The sequence below is a fragment of the Streptomyces sp. CA-249302 genome (genome assembly GCF_050936785.1).
In the GTDB taxonomy this organism is placed as follows: domain Bacteria; phylum Actinomycetota; class Actinomycetes; order Streptomycetales; family Streptomycetaceae; genus Streptomyces.
Genome location: NZ_JBNJMG010000001.1, coordinates 8233299 through 8252890, shown reverse-complemented (window position 1 = coordinate 8252890; position 19592 = coordinate 8233299). Strand labels below are relative to the sequence as shown.

General features: G+C 72.7%; 17 protein-coding genes. 10 read left to right on the top strand and 7 right to left on the bottom strand.

Going from position 1 to position 19592, the window contains the following annotated elements:
• Window positions 1–78 precede the first annotated feature (78 nt).
• Together ACQEWB_RS37430 and ACQEWB_RS37425 are read left to right on the top strand one after the other, a co-directional pair.
• Window positions 79–1866, top strand: coding sequence for a serine/threonine-protein kinase (locus ACQEWB_RS37430; RefSeq protein WP_432839107.1), 1788 nt, complete (start codon window positions 79–81; stop codon window positions 1864–1866).
• Window positions 1863–2534 carry a hypothetical protein gene (locus tag ACQEWB_RS37425; RefSeq protein WP_432839105.1) on the top strand — a complete coding sequence of 224 codons (672 nt, stop codon included), beginning with the start codon at window positions 1863–1865 and terminating at the stop codon, window positions 2532–2534. Before ACQEWB_RS37430 ends, ACQEWB_RS37425 begins: the two co-directional genes overlap by 4 nt.
• A 36-nt stretch (window positions 2535–2570) precedes the next feature.
• On the opposite strand, the gene ACQEWB_RS37420 is transcribed toward ACQEWB_RS37425, so the two are convergent.
• Window positions 2571–5963 (bottom strand): BTAD domain-containing putative transcriptional regulator, encoded by a 3393-nt coding sequence (locus ACQEWB_RS37420; RefSeq protein ID WP_432839103.1) that lies wholly within the window; start codon window positions 5961–5963, stop codon window positions 2571–2573.
• A gap of 79 nt (window positions 5964–6042) precedes the next feature.
• On the opposite strand from ACQEWB_RS37420, the gene ACQEWB_RS37415 reads away from it, so the two are divergent.
• The 3 genes from ACQEWB_RS37415 (at window position 6043) to ACQEWB_RS37405 (ending at window position 8210) form a co-directional block, all read left to right on the top strand.
• The gene (locus tag ACQEWB_RS37415) at window positions 6043–6486 is read left to right on the top strand and encodes an RrF2 family transcriptional regulator (RefSeq protein ID WP_432839101.1); all 444 of its coding nucleotides are present in this window, start codon (window positions 6043–6045) and stop codon (window positions 6484–6486) included.
• A gap of 76 nt (window positions 6487–6562) precedes the next feature.
• A complete protein-coding gene (locus ACQEWB_RS37410) occupies window positions 6563–7756 on the top strand; it encodes a globin domain-containing protein (protein ID WP_432839099.1) in 1194 nt (397 codons plus the stop codon).
• A gap of 25 nt (window positions 7757–7781) precedes the next feature.
• The gene (locus tag ACQEWB_RS37405) at window positions 7782–8210 is read left to right on the top strand and encodes a hypothetical protein (RefSeq protein ID WP_432839097.1); all 429 of its coding nucleotides are present in this window, start codon (window positions 7782–7784) and stop codon (window positions 8208–8210) included.
• On the opposite strand, the gene ACQEWB_RS37400 is transcribed toward ACQEWB_RS37405, so the two are convergent.
• Window positions 8207–9124: an alpha/beta hydrolase gene (locus tag ACQEWB_RS37400; protein WP_432839095.1), complete on the bottom strand. Its 918-nt coding sequence runs from the start codon at window positions 9122–9124 to the stop codon at window positions 8207–8209. The genes ACQEWB_RS37405 and ACQEWB_RS37400 overlap by 4 nt on opposite strands.
• Window positions 9125–9201: 77 nt before the next feature.
• The gene (locus ACQEWB_RS37395; protein WP_432839093.1) at window positions 9202–10281 is read right to left on the bottom strand and encodes an NAD(+)/NADH kinase; all 1080 of its coding nucleotides are present in this window, start codon (window positions 10279–10281) and stop codon (window positions 9202–9204) included.
• A 223-nt stretch (window positions 10282–10504) separates the two neighbouring features.
• On the opposite strand from ACQEWB_RS37395, the gene boxC reads away from it, so the two are divergent.
• The 4 genes from boxC to ACQEWB_RS37375 are packed head-to-tail and all read left to right on the top strand — an operon-like array spanning window position 10505 to window position 15998.
• Window positions 10505–12139: a 2,3-epoxybenzoyl-CoA dihydrolase gene (gene boxC, locus ACQEWB_RS37390; protein ID WP_432839091.1), complete on the top strand. Its 1635-nt coding sequence runs from the start codon at window positions 10505–10507 to the stop codon at window positions 12137–12139.
• Window positions 12140–12143: 4 nt separating this feature from the next.
• Window positions 12144–13565, top strand: coding sequence for a benzoyl-CoA 2,3-epoxidase subunit BoxB (boxB, locus tag ACQEWB_RS37385; protein WP_432839089.1), 1422 nt, complete (start codon window positions 12144–12146; stop codon window positions 13563–13565).
• Window positions 13566–13575: 10 nt separating this feature from the next.
• Window positions 13576–15144, top strand: a complete 1569-nt coding sequence (locus ACQEWB_RS37380) for a benzoate-CoA ligase family protein (protein ID WP_432839087.1) — start codon at window positions 13576–13578, stop codon at window positions 15142–15144.
• Window positions 15141–15998 (top strand): amidohydrolase family protein, encoded by an 858-nt coding sequence (locus ACQEWB_RS37375; RefSeq protein ID WP_432839085.1) that lies wholly within the window; start codon window positions 15141–15143, stop codon window positions 15996–15998. The genes ACQEWB_RS37380 and ACQEWB_RS37375 overlap by 4 nt, the downstream gene beginning before the upstream one ends.
• 13 nt (window positions 15999–16011) lie before the next feature.
• On the opposite strand, the gene ACQEWB_RS37370 is transcribed toward ACQEWB_RS37375, so the two are convergent.
• Together ACQEWB_RS37370 and ACQEWB_RS37365 are read right to left on the bottom strand one after the other, a co-directional pair.
• Window positions 16012–16857, bottom strand: coding sequence for a PaaX family transcriptional regulator (locus ACQEWB_RS37370; RefSeq protein WP_432839082.1), 846 nt, complete (start codon window positions 16855–16857; stop codon window positions 16012–16014).
• A gap of 130 nt (window positions 16858–16987) precedes the next feature.
• The gene (locus ACQEWB_RS37365; RefSeq protein WP_432839080.1) at window positions 16988–17413 is read right to left on the bottom strand and encodes a DUF6299 family protein; all 426 of its coding nucleotides are present in this window, start codon (window positions 17411–17413) and stop codon (window positions 16988–16990) included.
• Between the two features lie 229 nt (window positions 17414–17642).
• Between ACQEWB_RS37365 and ACQEWB_RS37360 the strand changes: the two genes are divergently transcribed.
• Window positions 17643–17837 (top strand): DUF5999 family protein, encoded by a 195-nt coding sequence (locus tag ACQEWB_RS37360; RefSeq protein ID WP_432839078.1) that lies wholly within the window; start codon window positions 17643–17645, stop codon window positions 17835–17837.
• Window positions 17838–17868: 31 nt separating this feature from the next.
• Here ACQEWB_RS37360 and ACQEWB_RS37355 read toward each other — a convergent pair whose 3' ends face one another.
• Together ACQEWB_RS37355 and ACQEWB_RS37350 are read right to left on the bottom strand one after the other, a co-directional pair.
• Window positions 17869–18267, bottom strand: coding sequence for a RidA family protein (locus ACQEWB_RS37355; RefSeq protein ID WP_432839076.1), 399 nt, complete (start codon window positions 18265–18267; stop codon window positions 17869–17871).
• Window positions 18264–19511: an acyl-CoA dehydrogenase family protein gene (locus tag ACQEWB_RS37350; RefSeq protein ID WP_432839074.1), complete on the bottom strand. Its 1248-nt coding sequence runs from the start codon at window positions 19509–19511 to the stop codon at window positions 18264–18266. The genes ACQEWB_RS37355 and ACQEWB_RS37350 overlap by 4 nt, the downstream gene beginning before the upstream one ends.
• Between the last annotated feature and the right edge of the window lie 81 nt (window positions 19512–19592).

Sequence of the window (19592 nt, the reverse complement as noted above, 5' to 3'; positions counted from 1 at the left end):
AGCAGACGCATCACGGGGCGGACGCACCGCAGGAGCACGAACGGGGGCGGCCCGGGGGACGGGCCGGAATCGAAGAACATGAGCGAAGCGATACGCGGCGGGGACCCGTGGGCGGTTCCCGGCTACACACAGCGCAAGGAGCTCGGCTCGGGAGCCAGCGGCCGGGTGGTCCTGGCCACGCACGACACGACCGGCACCCAGGTGGCGATCAAGTACCTCGCCGGCAGCCTCTGTGACGACCCCGCCTTCCGCGAGGTCTTCCGGGCCGAGGCCCGGCTGCTGGGCGAGCTCCGCTCCCCCCATGTCGTGGCGTTGTACGAGTACGTGGAGAGTCCGCGCGGTGCCGCCATCGTCATGGAGCTCGTGGACGGCGTACCGCTGCGCAAGCTGCTGCTCGAGCACGGCGCCACGACTCCCGAGGCCGCGCTCGTCGTCCTGAAGGGATCGCTGCTCGGCCTCGCGGCGGCCCACGCGGCAGGTGTCGTCCACCGCGACTACAAGCCGGACAACGTCCTGGTCGCCGCCGACGGTTCCTCCAAGCTGGTGGACTTCGGCATCGCCGTGCCGAGCGGGGTGGCCGCCAACGCCTCCGGCACCCCGATCTACATGGCGCCCGAGCAGTGGACCGGCGGCCCGGCCGGACCGGCGACCGACGTGTACGCGGCGACCGCGACCTTCTTCGAGTGCCTGACCGGCATGAAGCCCTACCCGGGCCGGACGCTGGCCGAGCTGGCCATCCAGCACATCGAGGCGCCGATCCCGGACGAGCTGGCGCCCGAACCGGTGCGCCCGCTGATCCGCAGGGGCCTGGCCAAGACGCCCGAGGAGCGCCCGGAGAGCGCGGCGGCGTTCGTCGAGGAGCTCGAGGCCGTCGCCGTGGGGGCGTACGGAGAGGAGTGGGAGGAGCAGGGCCGACGCGAACTCGCGGCCCTCGCCGCCCTGTTCCTCCTTCTCTTCCCGCTGGCGGACGGTACGGCCTCGGGTACGACGGCCCTGGCCACGACCGTGCTCGGGTCGGGTGGCCGTCGGCTGCCGGGCCGGCGGGGGAAGGCGCTGGCCGGGGTGGCGGCGGGGGTCGTGCTGGTGGTCGGCGGGGTCGCGGTGACGGCGGTCGCCACCGGCGGGGGTGCCGGGCACCACGCGTCGAACGGGGCCGGGTCCGACGCGGGGGCGAGCAGCTCCGCGGGCGGGTCGGCACCGAGCGGGTCGGCCGGAACCCCGGCCGGGAGCCCCTCGGCGTCGGACGGGTCCGCGTCCCCCTCCGGGACCGATTCGCCCTCCGCGTCGGCGTCCGGTGACGGCAGTGCCTCGCCCGGTGCGGACGGAACGTCCGGCGGCACGGGCGGCGGATCGTCGGGCACAGGAGGGACGACGACCACGACGGGCGGCGGTTCCGGCACCACGGGCGGCAGCACCTCCGACGGAGGTTCGACCACGACCGGCGGCTCCACCACCGGCGGCGGTACAACGACGAGCGGCGGTTCCACGAGCGGTGGCAGCACGTCCACACCGGCCCCCACCCTCGACGTCACCTCCGCACAGATCAACGCGGTCGGCCCGACCTCGGCCGCCTGCACCATCGTGGCCTCCGTGACCGTGACGACCGACGGTGCCGCCGACGGCACGCTCTACCTCAGTTGGTACGTCAGCGACTCGGCCGGCTCCGTCGGGACCGTCGTCGCCACCGACCCGGTCGCGCTGCCCGAGGGGAAGACGCAGGTCGCGGGCCGCTACACCCACGCCTTCCCCGTCCCGACGCGCTACGAGTACCTCGGCGTCAGGGTCACCACCGATCCCGCGGCCGACTCCGGCAACGGGTCCTTCCAGGCCACTGCGGCACCCGTCGATTGCGACCCGCCCCGATGAGTTCACCTGCCGAGGACCCCCGACTGCGGTTCGCCCGTACCGACCCGGCGTCCCGCCCCGACGATCCCGATCTCACCGCCACCCTCCCGCCGACGGATCCGGCGGCGACCCTTCACCTTCCGCCCTCGGAAGCGGCCGAGGGGGAGACCCGTTTCGGGCCCGGCGTGCCCGGTGCGCCGGGCACGGGCAACGACCTCGTGACGGGCATCTGGACGGGCACGATCCCCGCGGGAGCACCGTCCGGTGCGGTCGCCGGCCGCCCTCGGCCGTGGTGGCGACGCGAACTGCGGTTCCTGCTGGTGGTGGTCGCCGTGGTCGTGGCCGTCGTACTGGCCATGCGCTCCTGTACGACGACCGGTTCACCGTTGCGCGTGCTGGACGCCAAGGTCACGGCGCCCGGGGTCGGCCACTGCGCGAAGACGGTCGTCGTCACCGGAGTCCTGCACACGGACGGCCGCCAGGGCACCGTCGACTACCGCTGGAAGCGCAGCGACGGGACTTCCTCGGCCGTCCTCCATCAGGAGGTGGGCAGGAACGTCAAGATCTCGGAGGTGGTGCTGCGTTGGAGCTTCGACGGCCGCGGCACCATGAAGGCCACCGCGACCCTCGAAGTGCTGTCGCCGAACCGGGTGACGGCCTCGGCCGACTTCACCTACGACTGCTCCTGAGTCGATACGTCCGTTCCTGAATCCGACGGCTTTCGGTTACGGCCATGCGGCGAGGCCGTGTTCCGCGAGGCCCGCCGCCCCGCACTCCCCCGCGATGCCGCGACCCCGGCTCAGCAAGGAACCGGCCTCGTCCTCCGGGGCGTGGTCGGCGAGGGCGTACAGGGCGCGGGCGTACTCCAGGCGTGCCGGGCCGGGCGCGAGGAGGGCGACCGCCTCACGCAGTCGGGGCTCGCCCTCGGGCCCGCGCAGTTGTCCGACGATCCGCAGCACCCGGCCCAGCGTGCCGGGTGCTCCCCATCCGCGGGCGACCGTCAGCTGCTCCTCGGCCAGGGCCAGCGCCTCGTCCCGCCGTCCGACGCCTGCGAGCGCCCGCACCCGCAGCAGCGACCACGGCCACCACGCCGGGTTGGCCACCGCGGGCTGGAGGTGCCCCACGCCGTCGAGGGCGGCCAGTGCCTCCTCGTGGCGCCCCTCCGCGTTCAGCACGCGTGCCTCGCTCTCGCCGAGCAGCCGCTGCCCCTCCGCGCCCCGGATCCAGCCGCGCATCCGCTCCAGGCAGTCGCGGGCCCCGGCGGTGTCGCCGAGGTCCAGCAGGACGGCGGTCAGGAAGGTGCGGCCCTGCGGGGCGCCCGGCGCGAGTCCCCATGTCTCCGACTGCCCGACCGCGGTCTCCAGCGACCGCCGGGCCGCGTTCAGGTCCCCGTGGTTCCACTGGGTGAAGCCGCGCCAGAGGTGGGTGGCGAGCACGGAGAACAGTGAGCCGCGCTCGACGGCACGGGCCACGGCCGCGTCCCACAACTCGCCGACCTCCTCGTCGGCGAGGTGCAGCACGATGGCGGCGGTGTACCAGAGCATTTCCTCCCCGGCGGCCTGGAGCACTCCGTCGGCGACGGCGAAGCGGGCGAGCTCGACGGCACGGGCCCGGTCGCTGCCGTCCGAGGCGGCCTCCCGGGCGAGGTTGGCGGCGAGCATCCGGGCGCCGGGGCCCTCGCCCTCGACGCTCGGGTCCTCGACGGTGCGCCACAGCCGCGGGTCAAGGCCGTGCATGAACCCGCTGATCCGCTCCAGCGCCAGCAGCCCCTGCCGTTCGTCAACCAGTTCGGCGGGCAGTTCCGCCGCCGCCCGGCGGGCGAACTCGGTGGCCTGGCCGTGCCCGCCGGCGAAGACCAGGATCCGGGCGAGCAGCAGGGCCGCGGCCGCCCTGCGGGCCGGGTCGGTGAGCGTGTCGTGGGCCTGGCGCAGATGTTCCACGGCGGCCGGACCGTTGCCGAGCGTCTCGGCGCGCCCGAGTTCGAGCAGCACCTCGGGGCGGCGTTCGGGGGCGGGCGGCTCGTCGAGCACGCGGGTGAGGTAGGTGGCGGCGGCGTCGGGAGCGCCCCGGCCCACGGCCTCCCGGGCCGCCGCGCGGAGGATGTCCACCACAGCCGGGTCGCCCCGGTGCGGGGCGAGCAGCAGCTGGGCGGCCGTGCGCTCGGCCGGCGCGCCCGCGGCGGACAGTGCACCGGCCGCCCGTTCATGGCACAACTGACGTTCCCCGGGGGGCAGTTCTCGGTAGACGGCGTCTCCGACGAGGGGGTGCACAAAGGCGTAGGGCTGGCCGTCGCGCAGGATCTCGGCCTGCACGAGCGGCACGATCGCCCGCTCCGCCTCCGCTTCCGGCCGCTCCATGAGTGCCGCGACCTCGGCGAGCGTCGCCGCCCCGTCCCCCAGCACGGCCACGGCCTGCGCCGCGGCCCGGGCCCCTTCGGGCAGCCGCGCGATCCGGCCCAGCACCAGCCCGGACACCGCCCGTGCCCCGGTCTCCGCGACCTCCGCGCTGTGCGCGGCGTCGGGCCGTGTCCCACGTGCGTGCAGTGCCCGCAGCAACTGCCGTAGCAGCAGCGGGTTTCCGGCCGTGGCGCGATGGCAGGCCGCCGTGAACTCCTCCTGCGGCTCCTCGCCGAGCGTGTGGCGTACGAGTCCGGCGACCCCGTCGGCCGTCAAAGGTGCGGGCCTGATCCGTACCACCGAGGGGTCCGTCGTCAACGTCCCGGGCAGCTCCCCGCCCTGCTGCGGCTCCCCCGTCCGCAGCGTGAGGGCGACGAGCAGCGGCAGCCCTTCCATCCGACCCGCCAGATACGCCAGGAACCGCACCGAAGCGCTGTCGCACCACTGCACGTCGTCCACGGCCAGGACCAGCGGCCCACGGGCTCGCACCAGGTTCCGGGTCAGCTCGCACAGGCCGTTCAGCACCGCGAAACTCTGCGGCTGCGGTCCCGGTACCCCGCCGAAGACGGCGCCCGCCGCGACGGCGGCCCCGGCCAGGAGCGGCTCCTCGCTTCCGCTCACCACCCGCTCGAACAGCTGGCGTACGACCCCGAAGCCGTAGTCCTTCTCCCGCTGGCTGCCCCTGGCCGTCAGGGTCAGCGCCCCTTCCCCGGCCGCCAGTTCCGAGACCTCGCCGAGCAGGCGGCTCTTGCCGATGCCGGCCGGGCCCTCGATGAGCACCACGCCGGGTCTGCCGTCCAGTGACGCGTGCAGGCTGTCGCGCAGCTCGGCGAGCTGGGGGTCGCGCTCCACGAGCACGTCGGTGCGGGGAGCGGGGCGGGGCAGCTGCCGGGGCGGGGCGTCCAGGGCCGGGGACTGGGCCAGGATCCCGGCCTCCAGGTCTCCCAGGGGCGTCCCCGGGGCGGTGGATCCGGCGGGCAGCAGCTTCCTCCCGCGGCGGAGCGCCTCCAGGGCGTCGGCCTGGCGGTGGGCGCGGTAGAGGGCGAGGGCGAGCAGGCGCCGGCGTTCCTCACGGAGCGGGTCCTCGGCGACCAGGGATTCGAGTTCGGGGACGAGAACGGCGTCCTCGCCTCGGGCGAGGCGGGCGGCGAGCAGGTGGTCGCGGGCCAGCTCGCGCAGTTCGGCGAGGCGCGCGGACTCCGGTCCGGCCCAGGACTCGGCGGCGTACTCCGCGTAGGCCGGGCCCCGCCACAGCGCGAGTCCGGACTCCAGGACGGCCACCGCCTCCGACGGCCGGCCCTGGTCGGAGTGCACGGCGGCGGACCGCAGCGCCGCCTCGAACCGCCAGGCGTCCACCGCGTCGTCCGGCAGCCGCAACGCGTACCCCGCCCCCTCGCTGACGATGACACCGGCGCGTGCCCCCGCCTCCCGCTCCGGTTCGAGACAACGCCTCAGGTGGGAGACATGGGCGTGCAGGGAGGCGGCGGCGCTGGGCGGCGGCGTGCCACCCCAGACTCTCTCGACCAGCCGTTCGCGGGTGACGACCGAGCCCCGGGCGACGATCAGGAGGGCGAGCACGGCACGCTGCCGCCGCCCGCCCAGCTCCAGCGGCCGGGCGCGGAGCGCGGCACCGACCTCACCGAGGACTGTCATGTGCAGTTCGTGCAGCGACACGGGGGCATCAAACCAGAACATCGCCACACCGCTCCACAGCAGTCTCACAACAGGAACATACGTAGTTCGCCTGTACGCCCGAAGATGTGAATAGGCATCCAGGAAGCGTATTTGTTAGTGTCCTCCCGTGCGATTGACGAAGTTCACCGACCTGGCGCTGCGTGCCGTGATGCGTCTGGCGGTCTCGGAGCGGGACGAGTCCCTGACCACCCGAGAGGTGGCCCAGGCCATGGAAGTGCCCGTCACCCACATGGCGAAAGCGATCACGCGGTTGCAGCACCTCGGGGTGCTGGAGGCCCGCCGGGGTCGCGGCGGCGGGCTGGACCTCACCGAACTGGGGCGGCGCGCCTCGGTCGGCTGGCTGGTGAGGGAGTTGGAGGGTGAGGGCGAGGTCGTCGCCTGCGACGGCGAGACCCCCTGCCCCCTGCGCGCGGCCTGCCGGCTGCGCCGGGCGCTGCGCGACGCACAGGAGGCCTTCTACGCCACCCTCGACCCGTTGACCGTCGCCGATCTCGTCACCTCCCCCACCGGACCCGTCCTCGTCGGACTCATCGGCCACCGCCCCGAGTAACCACAGCCGCGCCCCCTCGGGCCTCGACAACGCACACCTTTAAATACGCAGATCACTTACCACTTAAGGAGTCCCTGTGCTGTCCGAGCAGTCCACCCCGGTCGTCCGTGCCACCCTGCCCGCAGTCGGCGCCGCCATCGGTGAGATCGCCGAGGTGTTCTACGGCCGTCTCTTCGCCGACCGCCCCGAGCTTCTGGGCGACCTGTTCAACCGCGGGAACCAGGCGAGCGGCGAGCAGCAGAGGGCCCTCGCCGGCTCCATCGCCGCCTTCGCCGGCATGCTGGTCGAGCACCCCGGGTCCCGGCCGGACGCGATGCTCGGCCGGATCGCCCACAAGCACGCCTCGCTCGGCATCACCTCCGAGCAGTACAAGCTCGTCCACCGCCACCTCTTCGGGGCGATCGGCGAGGTCCTCGGCGAGGCGGTCACGCCCGAAGTGGCCGCCGCCTGGGACGAGGTGTACTGGCTGATGGCCAACGCCCTGATCGCCCTGGAGGCGCGGCTCTACCAGGAGTCGGGCATCGCGGAGGGCGCGGTCTGGCGGGAGCTGGTCGTCGCCGAGCGGCACGAGGAGACCCCGGACGCCGTCTCCTTCGTCCTGCGCCGGAACGACGGCGCGCCCGTGGGGGCTTTCCGTCCGGGGCAGTACGTCGGTGTCCGGGCCGAACTCCCCGACGGCGCACGGCAGATACGGCAGTACAGCCTCTCCGGCGCACCCGGTGAGCCGTATTGGCGCATCACCGTGAAGCGCGTCCGGGACGGTGCGGGCCCCGACGGCGAGGTGTCCGCCTGGCTGCACGAGCACGCCCGCCCCGGCGACACGCTCACCGTCTCCGCACCCTTCGGCGACCTCGTCCTGCCGGACGGCGACGGGCCGTTGCTGCTGGCGTCCGCCGGAATCGGCGTCACCCCGATGCTGCCGATGCTTCACCGACTGACGGGCTCGACCCGACCCGTCATCGTGCTGCACGCCGACCGCACCCCGGCCGACCACCCCCACCGCGAGGAGCAGCGGCGGCTCGTCGAGGCGCTCCCGGGCGCCCAACTGCACCTGTGGTACGAGGAGTTGGGCGGGGCCGCGCCGGAGGCATCCGTCGGCCGGGCGGACGCCGGCGCGCTCGAACTGCCGGACGGGGTGACCGCGTACCTCTGCGGCCCGCTGCCCTTCATGCGCGCGGTGCGCGGCGACCTGCTCCACCACCACGGCCTGCCCGCGCGCGCCGTCCACTACGAGGTCTTCGGCCCCGACCTCTGGCTCGGTGGAGAGTAGACGGCGGCGAGCGAGAGGGGTGCACATGAACAGCGCGTCCGCGGCCGTCGCCTCCGCGGTCACCTTCCTGTGGCTCGGGATGGTGCTGGCGATCTCCTTCCTGGAGGCACCGTTGAAGTTCCGGGCCCCGGGCGTGACCGCGCCCGTCGGGCTCGGCATCGGCCGGATCGTCTTCCGGGCGCTCAACCGCGTCGAGTCGGTGCTCGCCGGTGTGCTGCTGACGGCGGTGGCGGTCGGCGGCCCGCCCCTGTCCGTCTCCGTGGTCACCGCAACTGCCGTGCTGCTGCTCGCGGTTCAGCTGCTGCTGATCCGGCCGGGCCTCAACCGCCGTTCCAGCCGCGTACTCGCCGGCGAGACCCTCCCGCGCTCCAGCGCCCACCACTTCTACGTGGCCACGGAGACGGCGAAGGCCCTCACCCTGCTCACACTGGGCGTCCTCGTCAGCCTGGCCTAGTCCTCGGCATCCTCGGCATCCTCGGCGGCGAGAGCCGTGCGCAGGGTCGTGGCCATCAGGTCGATGGCCTCCTTGCCCGCTGTTGCCGGGCCCGCGTGGGTGAAGTAGTGGTCGACGCCCTCGAAGACCCGGTGGGTGACCGGGACGCCCGCGGCCTCCAGGGCCTTGGCGTAGGCGTCGCCCTCGTCGCGCAGGCGGTCGTTCTCCGCGGTGATGACCAGGGCGGGCGGGAGCCCGGCGAGGTCGTCGGCGAGTCCGGGCGATACGAGGGGATGGGTCCGGTCGGCGGGGTCGGGGACGTAGGCGGCGGTGAAGGTCCGCATCAGCTGCGGGGTGAGCAGCGGCTTGGCGATGAGGGAGTTCTTGGTGGCCGGGTCGGCGAGCTGGTCGAGCGGTGCCGAGTCGATGATCTGGAGGCGGGGCGAGAAGGCGCCGCTCTCCCGTGCCAGGCGGCAGACCGCGGCGGTCAGGTTGGCGCCGGCGCTGTGTCCGCCGACGGCGATCCGCGAACCGTCCCAGTCGTGGTCGGAGCCGTTGCGGGCGACCCAGGTCGTGACGTCGTAGGCCTGGGTGACCGGTACGGGGTACTGGCGCTGCGGGGCGACGGCGTAGTCGACGTTGATCACGACGCAGCCCGCCTCGGCGGCGATGTAGCGGCAGATGTGGTCGTCCTGCTCGGGGCGGGCCACCACGAAGCCGCCGCCGTGGAAGTTGACGTACACCGGAGCGGGAGAGCTGCCGGGCGTCGGCGGGCGGTAGACCGTGCAGGTCACCGGGCCGGCGCCGGTCTCCACCCGGAGGGTCTCGGTGCGCTTCGGGATGTCGGTGAAGCGCAGGTCCTTGTGCACGCGGGAGATCACGCGGCCGAGGAGCAGCTGGATCGCTCTGGCCTTGGTTGCGGGGCTGAATGGCATGGCTCGCTCACCCATCGATACAAAGTTAAAGTATCAGGAATCCTGATGATGGTGTCCTGATGATGGGGGCTCGTTCGTCATTGCGCAATGGGCGACGAGGAGCCGTCCGGCACCGTCAGCAGGGCCAGGTGGGCGAGGTCGCCGGGCGGTGGCGTGGTCACCGACCAGAGCGGGGCCGGGGATCCGTCGGCGACGGCGGCGGGGGCGTCGGTCAGGTTCATGCGTTCGCGCAGGCGGCCGTAGAAGTCCATCGGGCCGAGCCGGACCGCGCGCAGTCGGCGCGGGGCCGCGTACACCCCGATCCAGTCCCCGGGGTCGAGCACACCCCGCAGCTGCCCGTCGATGCTGACCGCGGCCGACCCGGAGCGTTCGAGGATCCGCAGCCCGACGGGCTCGTCCGGGGCCGTGACGACGGACCGGTTGAAGGTCATGTGCGGGGCGACCGGCGTGAAGACGAGGGCCTCCGCGCGGGGCGAGACCACGGGTCCGCCGGCGGCGAAGCTGTAGGCCGTCGAGCCGGTCGGCGTGGCCACCAGCAGGGCGTCCGCGGAGTACGAGGCCAGGAGCCGGCCGGAGACGTAGACCCCGACGGACACCTGACGGTCCCGGGCCAGCTTCTCCAGGACCACGTCGTTGAGGGCCGTGACCTCGAGGGGGATGCCCCAGTCGACGTCGACCTGGCAGTCGGGGCGCACCTGGGGCGGCGGCAGCAGCGGACCGCGGCCGTACCGAGCCCAGGCCTCCAGGTCCTCCGGCAGCTCGAGGCGGCGGGAGGCGCGCAGGGTGAGCAGCATGCGACTGTCGATCCTGAGCCGGTCCTCCCGCACCGCGTCGAGCGCCGAACGCACGTCCGCGGCGGGCACCTCGGTCAGGAAGCCGACCCGGCCCAGGTCGATGCCGAGCACGAGGGCGTCGGCGGCCGCGGCCAGCCGGGCGCCGCGCAGGAAGGTGCCGTCGCCGCCCAGCGTCACGATCAGGTCGGGACCGCCCGCGGCCTCGACCTCATCCTGGGCGTTTCGGCGCCCGTGGTCGTGCCACACGTCGATGTCCGTGCACGGCACCGCGTGCTCCGCGCACCAGACGCGGACGGCCCGGGCCGCCTCCACCGCCTCGCCGCGCCCGCCGTGCACGACCAGGCCGAGCCGGTTCACCGTCATCGCTGCTCCAAGGGGTCGCGGTCACCAGCTCGTGGCGACGGTCCGAACGCCGACCCGGCCATCATCGGCGCAACCGCCGCGCACCCCCAGTCCGAAACCCGGCGTCGCGCCGCTCATTTTCGTACGACAGAAACTTCTACAGAACCTTCTACAGAACCTTGACGCACTTCCCGCTTCCTGTAGACCATCAAGGTATCGGTACCAGCGCGAGGAGGCGCTCGGCATGGTGGAGGTTTCCTTCGACCGGAGCCCGGACACGTACCGGCACTGGCGGCTGCGTACGGACGGGCCGGTCGCCTGGCTGGAGCTGGACGTCGACGAGCAGGGCGGACTGGTGCCGGGGTACGAGCTGAAGCTCAACTCCTACGACCTCGGCGTGGACATCGAGCTCTACGACGCCGTGCAGCGGCTGCGGTTCGAGCATCCCGAGGTGCGGGCCGTGGTGGTGACCAGCGCCAAGGAGAAGGTGTTCTGCGCGGGGGCCAACATCCGGATGCTCGCGGCCTCCCCGCACGGGTGGAAGGTGAACTTCTGCAAGTTCACCAACGAGACGCGCAACGGCATGGAGGACGCCTCCGAGCACTCCGGGCTCACCTTCATCGCCGCCGTCAACGGCTCCTGCGCGGGCGGCGGTTACGAGCTCGCGCTGGCCTGCGACCGGATCCTGCTGATCGACGACAACTCCTCGTCGGTGGCGCTCCCCGAGGTGCCCCTGCTGGGCGTGCTGCCCGGCACCGGCGGCCTGACCCGGCTGACCGACAAGCGCCGGGTGCGCAAGGACCTGGCCGACGTCTTCGCGACGCGCAGTGACGGGGTACGGGGCAAGACGGCCGTCGACTGGCGGCTGGTGGACGAGGTGGTGCCGCGGCGGGACTTCCGGGCGGTGGTCGAGCAGCGGGCACGGGAGGCGGCGGCGCGCAATCCTCGTCCGGGTGGGGTGCAGGGTGTGCAACTCGGGCCGCTGCACAGGGAGATCAGCGAGGCGGGAATCTTCTACCGGTATGTGCGGGCCGAGTTCGACCGGGCGCTCGGGCTCGCGCGCATCACCGTACGAGGCCCCGAGGACGGCGGGGACGGCTGGCTGCTCGCGCTCACCCGTGAACTCGACGACCTGATCCTGAGGTTGCGGACGAACGAACCCGAGCTGGGTACCTGGGTGCTGCGCACCGAGGGCGACCCGGCGCTCGTACTGGCCCATGAGCGTGAGCTGTTGGAGGCGAAGGACCAGAAGGACGGCTGGCTCGCGAACGAGGTCCTGCACTACTACAAGCGCACCCTGAAGCGGCTCGACGTCACCAGCCGGAGTCTCGTCGCGCTGATCGAGCCGGGGAGTTGTTTCGCCGGGCTGCTGCTGGAACTGGCGCTCGCCTGCGATGTGCAGTACATGCTGGACGGGCCGCCGGTCGAGGATCCGGACAGCGAGGAGCGGGCCCGACTCGCGCTGTCCGAGGCCAACTTCGGCCTCCTCCCCATGGGCAACGGGATCTCGCGGCTCCAGTCCCGTTTCCACGGTCATGACGACCACCTCGACTGGCTGCGCAGGGAGGCCGGGCATCTCGTGGGAGCCGCCCAGGCACGCGAGTTGGGGCTCGTCACCGACGCGCCCGACGACCTCGACTGGGAGGACGAGATCCGAATCGTCCTGGAGAACCGGGCCGCGCTCAGCCCCGACGCGCTGACCGGGATGGAGGCCAACCACCGCTTCGTCGGGCCGGAGACCATGGAGACCAAGATCTTCGGTCGTCTCAGCGCCTGGCAGAACTGGATCTTCATACGCCCGGGCGCCAGTGGTCCGGAAGGCGCGTTGCGCCGATACGGGACCGGGCAGCGGGCGGTCTACGACCGGAAGCGAGTGTGACCCGATGCCCACGGCCATCGACTACGACGCCAGGATCCCCAACAACGTCGGCCTCGCCGACGACCGCCGGCTGCAACGCGCGCTGGAGGGCTGGCAGCCCAAGTTCCTCGGCTGGTGGGGGGAGATGGGCCCCTCGCTGGAGAACCACGGCGTCTATCTGCGCACCGCCGTGTCGGTCGGCCGGGACGGCTGGGCCCACTTCGACCACGTCAACGTGCCCGACTACCGCTGGGGCATCTTCCTCGCCGAGCCCACCCCCGACCGCCGGGTCGCCTTCGGCGAGCACCAGGGCGAGCCGGTCTGGCAGCAGGTACCCGGCGAGTACCGCGCCGACCTGCAACGGCTGATCGTCATCCAGGGCGACACCGAGCCGGCCTCGGTGGAGCAGCAGCGGCTGCTGGGCCTCTCCGCGCCCAGCCTGTACGACCTGCGCAACCTCTTCCAGGTCAACGTCGAGGAGGGCCGCCACCTCTGGGCGATGGTCTACCTCCTGCACGCCTACTTCGGCCGGGAGGGCCGCGAGGAAGCCGAAGCGCTTCTCCACCGCAACTCCGGCAGCCCCGACTCGCCGCGCATCCTGGGCGCGTTCAACGAGGAGACCGCCGACTGGCTGGCCTTCTACATGTTCACGTACTTCACCGACCGGGACGGCAAGTACCAGCTCGGCTCGCTGAAGGAGAGCGCCTTCGATCCGCTGTCACGCACCTGCACCTTCATGCTGAAGGAGGAGGCGCACCACATGATGGTCGGTACGACGGGTGTCGACCGGGTGGTGACCAGGAGCGCCCAACTCGTGCGCGAGCACGACACCTTGGACATCGCCGCGTGCGGCGGCATCCCGCTCGACATCATCCAGAAGTACATCAACTTCCACTACACGGTGTCCCTGGACCTGTTCGGCAGCGAGACGTCGACGAACGCGGCGAACTACTACACGGCCGGACTCAAGGGCCGCTGGCAGGAGGAGCGGCGCGCGGACGACCACCGACTCACCGAGGACGGCGTGCTGTTGGACAAGCCCGGCAGCGACGGCAGCTGGGCGGTCGACGAGGTGTCCGCGCTGCTCGCCCTCAACCTGGACCTGCGCGACGAGTACATCGCCGACTGCCGGACCGGCGTCAAGCGCTGGAACCGCATCCTGGACGAGCACGGCGTCGACTTCCGCCTCGAGCTCCCGCACCCCGGCTTCAACCGCCAGGTCGGCCTCGCCGCCGGCCACCACGTCACCCCCGACGGCACGATCGTCGACGAGGAGACCTGGGAGGCGAGCCGGCGCCACTGGCTGCCGACAGCCGAGGACCTGGCGTTCGTACGGTCGTTGATGCAGCCGGTCTACGAGCGCGGGAGGATCGCGAGCTGGGTCGCGCCGCCGGTCAACGGGATCAACGGCAAGCCGTTCGACTACGAGTACGTCCGACTGGTGTGAGGCGGCCCTGATGCCCGAGCTGTTCAACGCGGCGGACTGGCTGGTCGACCGGCAGGTGAGAGCGGGTGCCGGCGGGCGCACCGCCGTCGTCACGCCCACCCGGTCGCTGACCTACGAGGAGCTGTCCGGCGAGGTCCGCCGGGTGGCCGCCGGACTGCGCGCCCTGGGCGTACGGCCGGAGGAACGCGTCCTGTTCTGCATGGCGGACGACATCGAGCTGTTCACCGGCATCCTGGCCGCCTTCCGCATCGGCGCGGTGGCGGTGCCCGCGTCCACCATGCTCACCGGGCCGGAGCTGGGCAGGCTGGTGGCGGACTGCCGTAGCAGAGTGGTGCTGGGATCGGCGGACTTCGCCCCGCTGGTGCGGGCGGCGCTCCAGGAGGCGCCGGAGGCCGAGCACGTCGTCATGGCCGGCGCGGCGGGCGGCACCACCGGGCTGCCCGCGCGGGTCCGGGGCTGCGGCTGGCGGGAGTTGGTGGACGCGGGCGCGGACGAGGAGCCGTATCCCACCTGGCCGGACTCCCCCGCGCTGTGGCTGTACACGTCGGGGACGACCGGCACGCCCAAGGCGGCGATGCACCGGCACTCGGACATCCGGTTCGTGGCCGAGAACTACGGGCAGGGGGTGCTCGGGATCGGGCCGGAGGACCGCTGTCTGTCCGTCGCCAAGCTGTTCTTCGCGTACGGGCTCGGCAACTCGATGTTCTTCCCGCTGGCGGTGGGCGCGACGGCGCTGCTGGAGCCGGCCCGGCCCTCGCCCGCGCTGTTCGCCAAGCGGGCGGCGGCCGACCGGGCCACCGTCCTGTACGGCGTGCCCGGGTTCCTGGGCGCGCTGCTCGCGGGCCTCGACATCCCCGACGACGCCTTCGCGAGCGTACGGGTCGGTGTCTCGGCCGGTGAGGCGCTGCCGGCGCGGATCCAGCGGGGGATGCTGGAGCGGTTCGGCGTGGAGGTGCTCGACGGGATCGGGTCGACCGAGATGCTGCACATCTTCGTCTCCAACCGGCAGGGCCGGGTGCATCCGGGTTCCTCCGGCGAGCCCGTTCCGGGGTACGACGTCGAACTGCGGGACAGGGACGGGCAGTTGGTCGAGGACGAGGGCGTGCCCGGTGAGCTGTACGTGCGCGGGGAGTCGGCCGCCGTCGGGTACTGGTGCCGGGCGGAGACCAGCCGACAGGTGTTCCTCGGGGACTGGGTGCGCACGGGTGACACCTACGTCCGTAACGCGGACGGCACGTACACCTGTATGGGCCGTACCAACGACCTGCTCAAGGCGGGCGGCATCTGGGTCTCGCCCGCCGAGGTGGAGGAGCGGCTGCTGGCGCATCCGGACGTCGCCGAGGTCGCGGTGGTCGGGGCGCGGGACGCGGACGGGCTCGACAAGCCGGTCGCGTGCGTGGTGCCGAAGCCCGGGCACGAGGTGGACGCGGAGGCGCTGGTGGCCTGGTGCCGGGAGGGGCTGGCCGCGTTCAAACGGCCGCGTGCGGTCGTCGGGCTGAGCGAGTTGCCGCGGACGCCGACGGGGAAGATCCGGCGTAACGTGCTGAGGGAGATCGTCGGCTCCGAGGAGGCGCCTTGATCGACGGCGAGACCGTGGTGGACGCGCACGTCCACGTACCGCGGCTGTCCACGCTCAAGCCGGCCTGGTTCGAGTGGGCGCAGACCTTCGGTCGCGGGCATCCGTGGCGGGACGCCTACGACGAGCAGGGCGATCCCGTGCCCGAACGCCTCGACGCGCTGCTGGAGTCGGAAGGTGTGGACCGGGCGCTGCTGTTCTGCGAGTACAGCCCGCGCGCCACCGGTATCCAGCCGATCGAGGACCTGCTGCCGATCGTCGAGCACAACCCGGTCCGCTTCCTGCTGGTGGCCAACGTCAACCCGCACCTGCACCACCCGGTCGCCGCGGAGGCCGAACGCCAGCTGGATCTGGGCGCGGTGGCGGTCAAACTCCATCCCGTGCACGGCGGTTTCGACCCGGCCGACAAGGAGCTGTACCCGCTCTACGCGCTGTGCGCCGAGCGCGGGGTGCCGGTGGTCGTGCACTCCGGTACGTCGAGTTTCCCGGGCGCGCGGGCCCGGTTCGGGGATCCGCAGCTGCTGCTCGACGCGGTGGAGGACTTCCCGGACGTGCAGTTCGTGTTCGCGCACGGCGGGCGGGGCTGGTGGTACGACACCGCGGCCTTCCTGGCACTGGCCAAGTCGAACGTCTGGCTGGACCTCGCCGGGCTGCCACCACGCAAACTGCCGGAGTACTACGCCCGGTTCGACCTCGCGCGGCTGGCGGGCCGCTGGATCTTCGGGACGGACTGGCCGGGCGTGCCCGGGACGGACAACAACGTGCGTGCGATACGGGAGCTGGGGCTGCCGGCGGAGACCCTGCGGGGTGTGCTGTCGGGGAACGCGGCGAAGGTCTTTCCCGCGCTGAACGTCTAGGAGCCCGGCACTCCTAGGCCGCCAGCTCCTCCCACCGTCGCTCCCCCGCCCCGCTCCACTCCGCGTGCCTGCCGTGGAAGAGGGCGGTGGCCTTGGCGCCGCTCCAGCCCGTGGGGAGCAGCTTGGGCGGGAGGCGGGGGTCGAGGAAGGGGAAGCGGCGCCACTCGTGGACGAGGAGGGTCAGGGCGTGCAGGGCGGCGTCGCCGTCGGCCGGGTGCAGGCCGGTGAACTCGTCGATGAAGGCCTCGTACCGCGCCTCCACCTCGCTCAGGTCCCAGGCGCGGGCCACCATGGCCGCCTCGCTGCCGAGGGCGCCGTAGGTCGCGGTGAACGACATGGCGCCGTCGGCCAGTTGGAGTTCCTTGAGGACGGCGAGCGCCTCCGTCTCGCGGTCGGCGTGGGGGGTGATCCAGACGCCGGGTTCCGGGGAGCCGAAGCCGGCCCAGCTGAGCCGGGTGCGCACGCGGTGGCGCAGGTCGCGCTTGGTCTCCGGGACCGAGACGAGGACGACCAGCCAGGTGCCGTCCCAGCTGCGCTCGCCGCTGCCGAAGTCGTATATCCGCTGCGCGCCCTCGGTGAGCAGCCGCCGCCCCGGCGGGGTGAGCGCCCAGCGCACCCGGCGGCCGACCCGCTCCGAGGCCAGCCAGCCCTCGGCCGCGGTGCGCGCGAGCGCCTGCCGCGCCGACTTCTCCTCTACGCCGAACAACGCAAGGGACTCGACCAGCGCCGACGTCCACACCGGGCGGCCGCGCGGCAGTACGTACTCGCCGAGCACGGTCATCAGCAGGGACCGCGCGCTGGTGTCCCCGACCTCCCGGCGCCGGCTCACCACCGGCCGCGGGGACGCGTCCTTCGCCATGCCCGCCCACTCCCCTCGCCGCCGCCATCGAGCCTACTGACACAATATCTTGTCGGAACGCGACATATCAGTGGAGTGTCAGGACCGTACGGCGAGGGAGCGGGCCGGGCGCGAGGGGTCGGCCCCCCGGTCAGCTCTGGGTCAGCGTGACGTCCTGGCGCTCGGCGGCGTGGAAGCGGGGCAGCGGCAGGCCGCCCTGCGGGTGCAGCTCCATGATCGTGGCCTCGACGTTGGCGCTGCCCGGCTCCAGGGTCTTCGGCGAGGGCGTGCCGGTGTTCTCCCAGCGGTGCTCCGTGCCGTCGCACAGGGCACGGGTGCCGCCGATGCCGTGGCGGACGTTCGGTTCGCTCTGGCTCACGGACGAACTGACGAAGACCGGGCCCGTGCTGCCGAGACAGCGGTAGGTGCCGGAGAGGGTGACCGTGCCGTCGGGGGCGATGGAGCCGGTCGGGTCGACGGTCACCGTCTCGTACGGGTCCGCGGTCGCGGGGGTGGCGGGGACGGCGGCGGCCAGCAGGAGCAGGGCGGCGGCACCGAGGGCGGAACGCAGGGACATGGAAGACCTCCTGGGGGGGTGGGCTTCCACTGGTACCGGGTGCACGGGCCCGGGGCCGTGATCGTCACTCCTTCGGTGGCGAGTCCGCACCGACGGTCGTGGAACCGTCCGGGTGTTGTCCGCGTGTTGTCACGCTTCCCCTCGGGCCGTTCCGATGAGTTCGCACCGGGAGCATGGTCTGTATATCGGGACCCCGACGGAGGGATCCCGGCCTATGTGGAGGTGCGCCATGTGTTCCCACCAGCCTTCGTGCCCTTCCTCCGACAGCCGCGCCGCGCACATCGTGGCGGCCCACCCCGAGCAGGGGTGGAGCCTGCTGTGCGACGGCGCGATCGTCTTCGACGACTGCGGCGAACTGACGGCCGACGGCCGGATCGTCGCGCCGCACCGGGCGCCGGTCGAGCGCCTGACGATGGCGGCCTGAACCGACGCACGCGGTGCGGCCCGGCAGGGGTTCAGGGCAGCACCGCGAAACCGTCCAGCTCCACCAGCGCCTGGTCGTCCCAGAGTCGTACGACCTCGACGACCGCCATCGCCGGATAGTCCCGGCCCGCCGACTCCCGCCAGATACGGCCGAGTTCGGGGGCGTGGACCCGATAGGCGGCGACGTCCGTGGCATAGACGGTGACCCGGGCGAGGTCGGCGGGAGTGCCCCCGCAGGCGTTGAGCGCGGCCAGCAGATTGCCGAGAGCCTTCTCGAACTGCTCGGCCAGGGTGTCGCCGACCACCTTTCCGTCGGCGTCCAGAGCGGTCTGGCCGGCCAGGAAGACCACGCGGGTGCCGGTGGCGACGACCGCGTGCGAGAAGCCCGTGGGCGGCGCAAGTCCGGGCGGGTTGACGCGCTCGGTACTCATCGGGCGGCCTCCGGGTTCGCGTGCGACTCCTTGTACAACTCCTTGTACAACTCCTTGGCGATTATGCCGCGTTGGACCTCGCTCGCGCCCTCGTAGATACGTGGGGCGCGCACCTCGCGATAGAGGTGTTCGAGGAGATGACCCCGGCGCAGGGCGCGGGCGCCGTGCAACTGGACGGCCGTATCCACGACATACTGCGCGGTCTCGGTCGCGAGCAGCTTCGCCATCGCCGCGCGCTTGGGGACATCGCAAGCGCCTTCGTCGTACGCCGTCGCCGCCGCGTAGACCATCAGGCGGGCCGCGTCGGTGCGCAGGGCCAGCTCGGCGACCTGGTGGGCGACCGACTGAAGATCCTTCAGCTTGGCGCCGAACGCGTCCCGCCCGGCCGTGTGAGCGAGGGTCGCGTCGAGCGCGGCCTGCGCCATGCCGACCGCGAAGGCGCCGACGCTGGGCCGGAAGAGGTTGAGGGTCCCCATCGCCACCCGGAAGCCCCGGTCGACCTCACCGAGCACGTCGTCGGCGGTGACGGGTACGGCGTCGAAGTCGAGGGCGCCGATGGGGTGCGGGGAGAGCATGTCGAGGGGGGTGCCGGTGAGACCGGGACGGTCGGCGGGCACGAGGAAGGCGGTGACACCACGGGCTCCGGCGGCGGGGGCGGTGCGGGCGAAGACGGTGTAGAAGTCGGCTTCGGGGGCGTTGGAGATCCAGCACTTCTCGCCGGTGAGGCGGTAGCGGGCGGGGCCGTCGGGGGTGGCGGTGAGGGGGGCGGCGGAGTGTGCGCCGTCAGGGGTGGTCGCGAGAGGTGCGGCGGCCGGTTCGGCGTCCGGGCGGGCTGCCTCGGGTTCCGCCCGCAGGGCCAGTGCCGCCGCGTCCGAGCCCGCGCCCGGCTCGCTGAGTGCGAACGCCGCCACCGCCGTGCCGGCCGTGACCCGGGGCAGCCAGTGGTCGCGCTGGGCCGGGGTGCCGTAGGCGTGCACCGGGTGCGCGCCGAGTCCCTGCAGGGCGAGGGCCGTCTCCGCCTCCGTGCAGGCGTACGCCAGGGACTCCCGCATCAGGCAGAGGTCGAGGGCGCCCGAGGTGAACAGCCTTTCCAGGAGCCCCAGTTGGCCGAGCTCGGCGACGAGCGGGCGGTTGACGTGGCCCGGCTCGCCCTTCTCGGCCAGCGGGCGCAGCCGCTCCGCGGCCGTCGCGCGCAGCTCGCCGCACCAGGCGATCTGTTCCGGTTCGAGCGAGAATGCGGGCATCACCGGTCCCCTCTCCGCCGCGTCTCCCCCGACGGTATCGCGCACCGTTGACTGTCGTCACCAACACGATACGCTCATTCC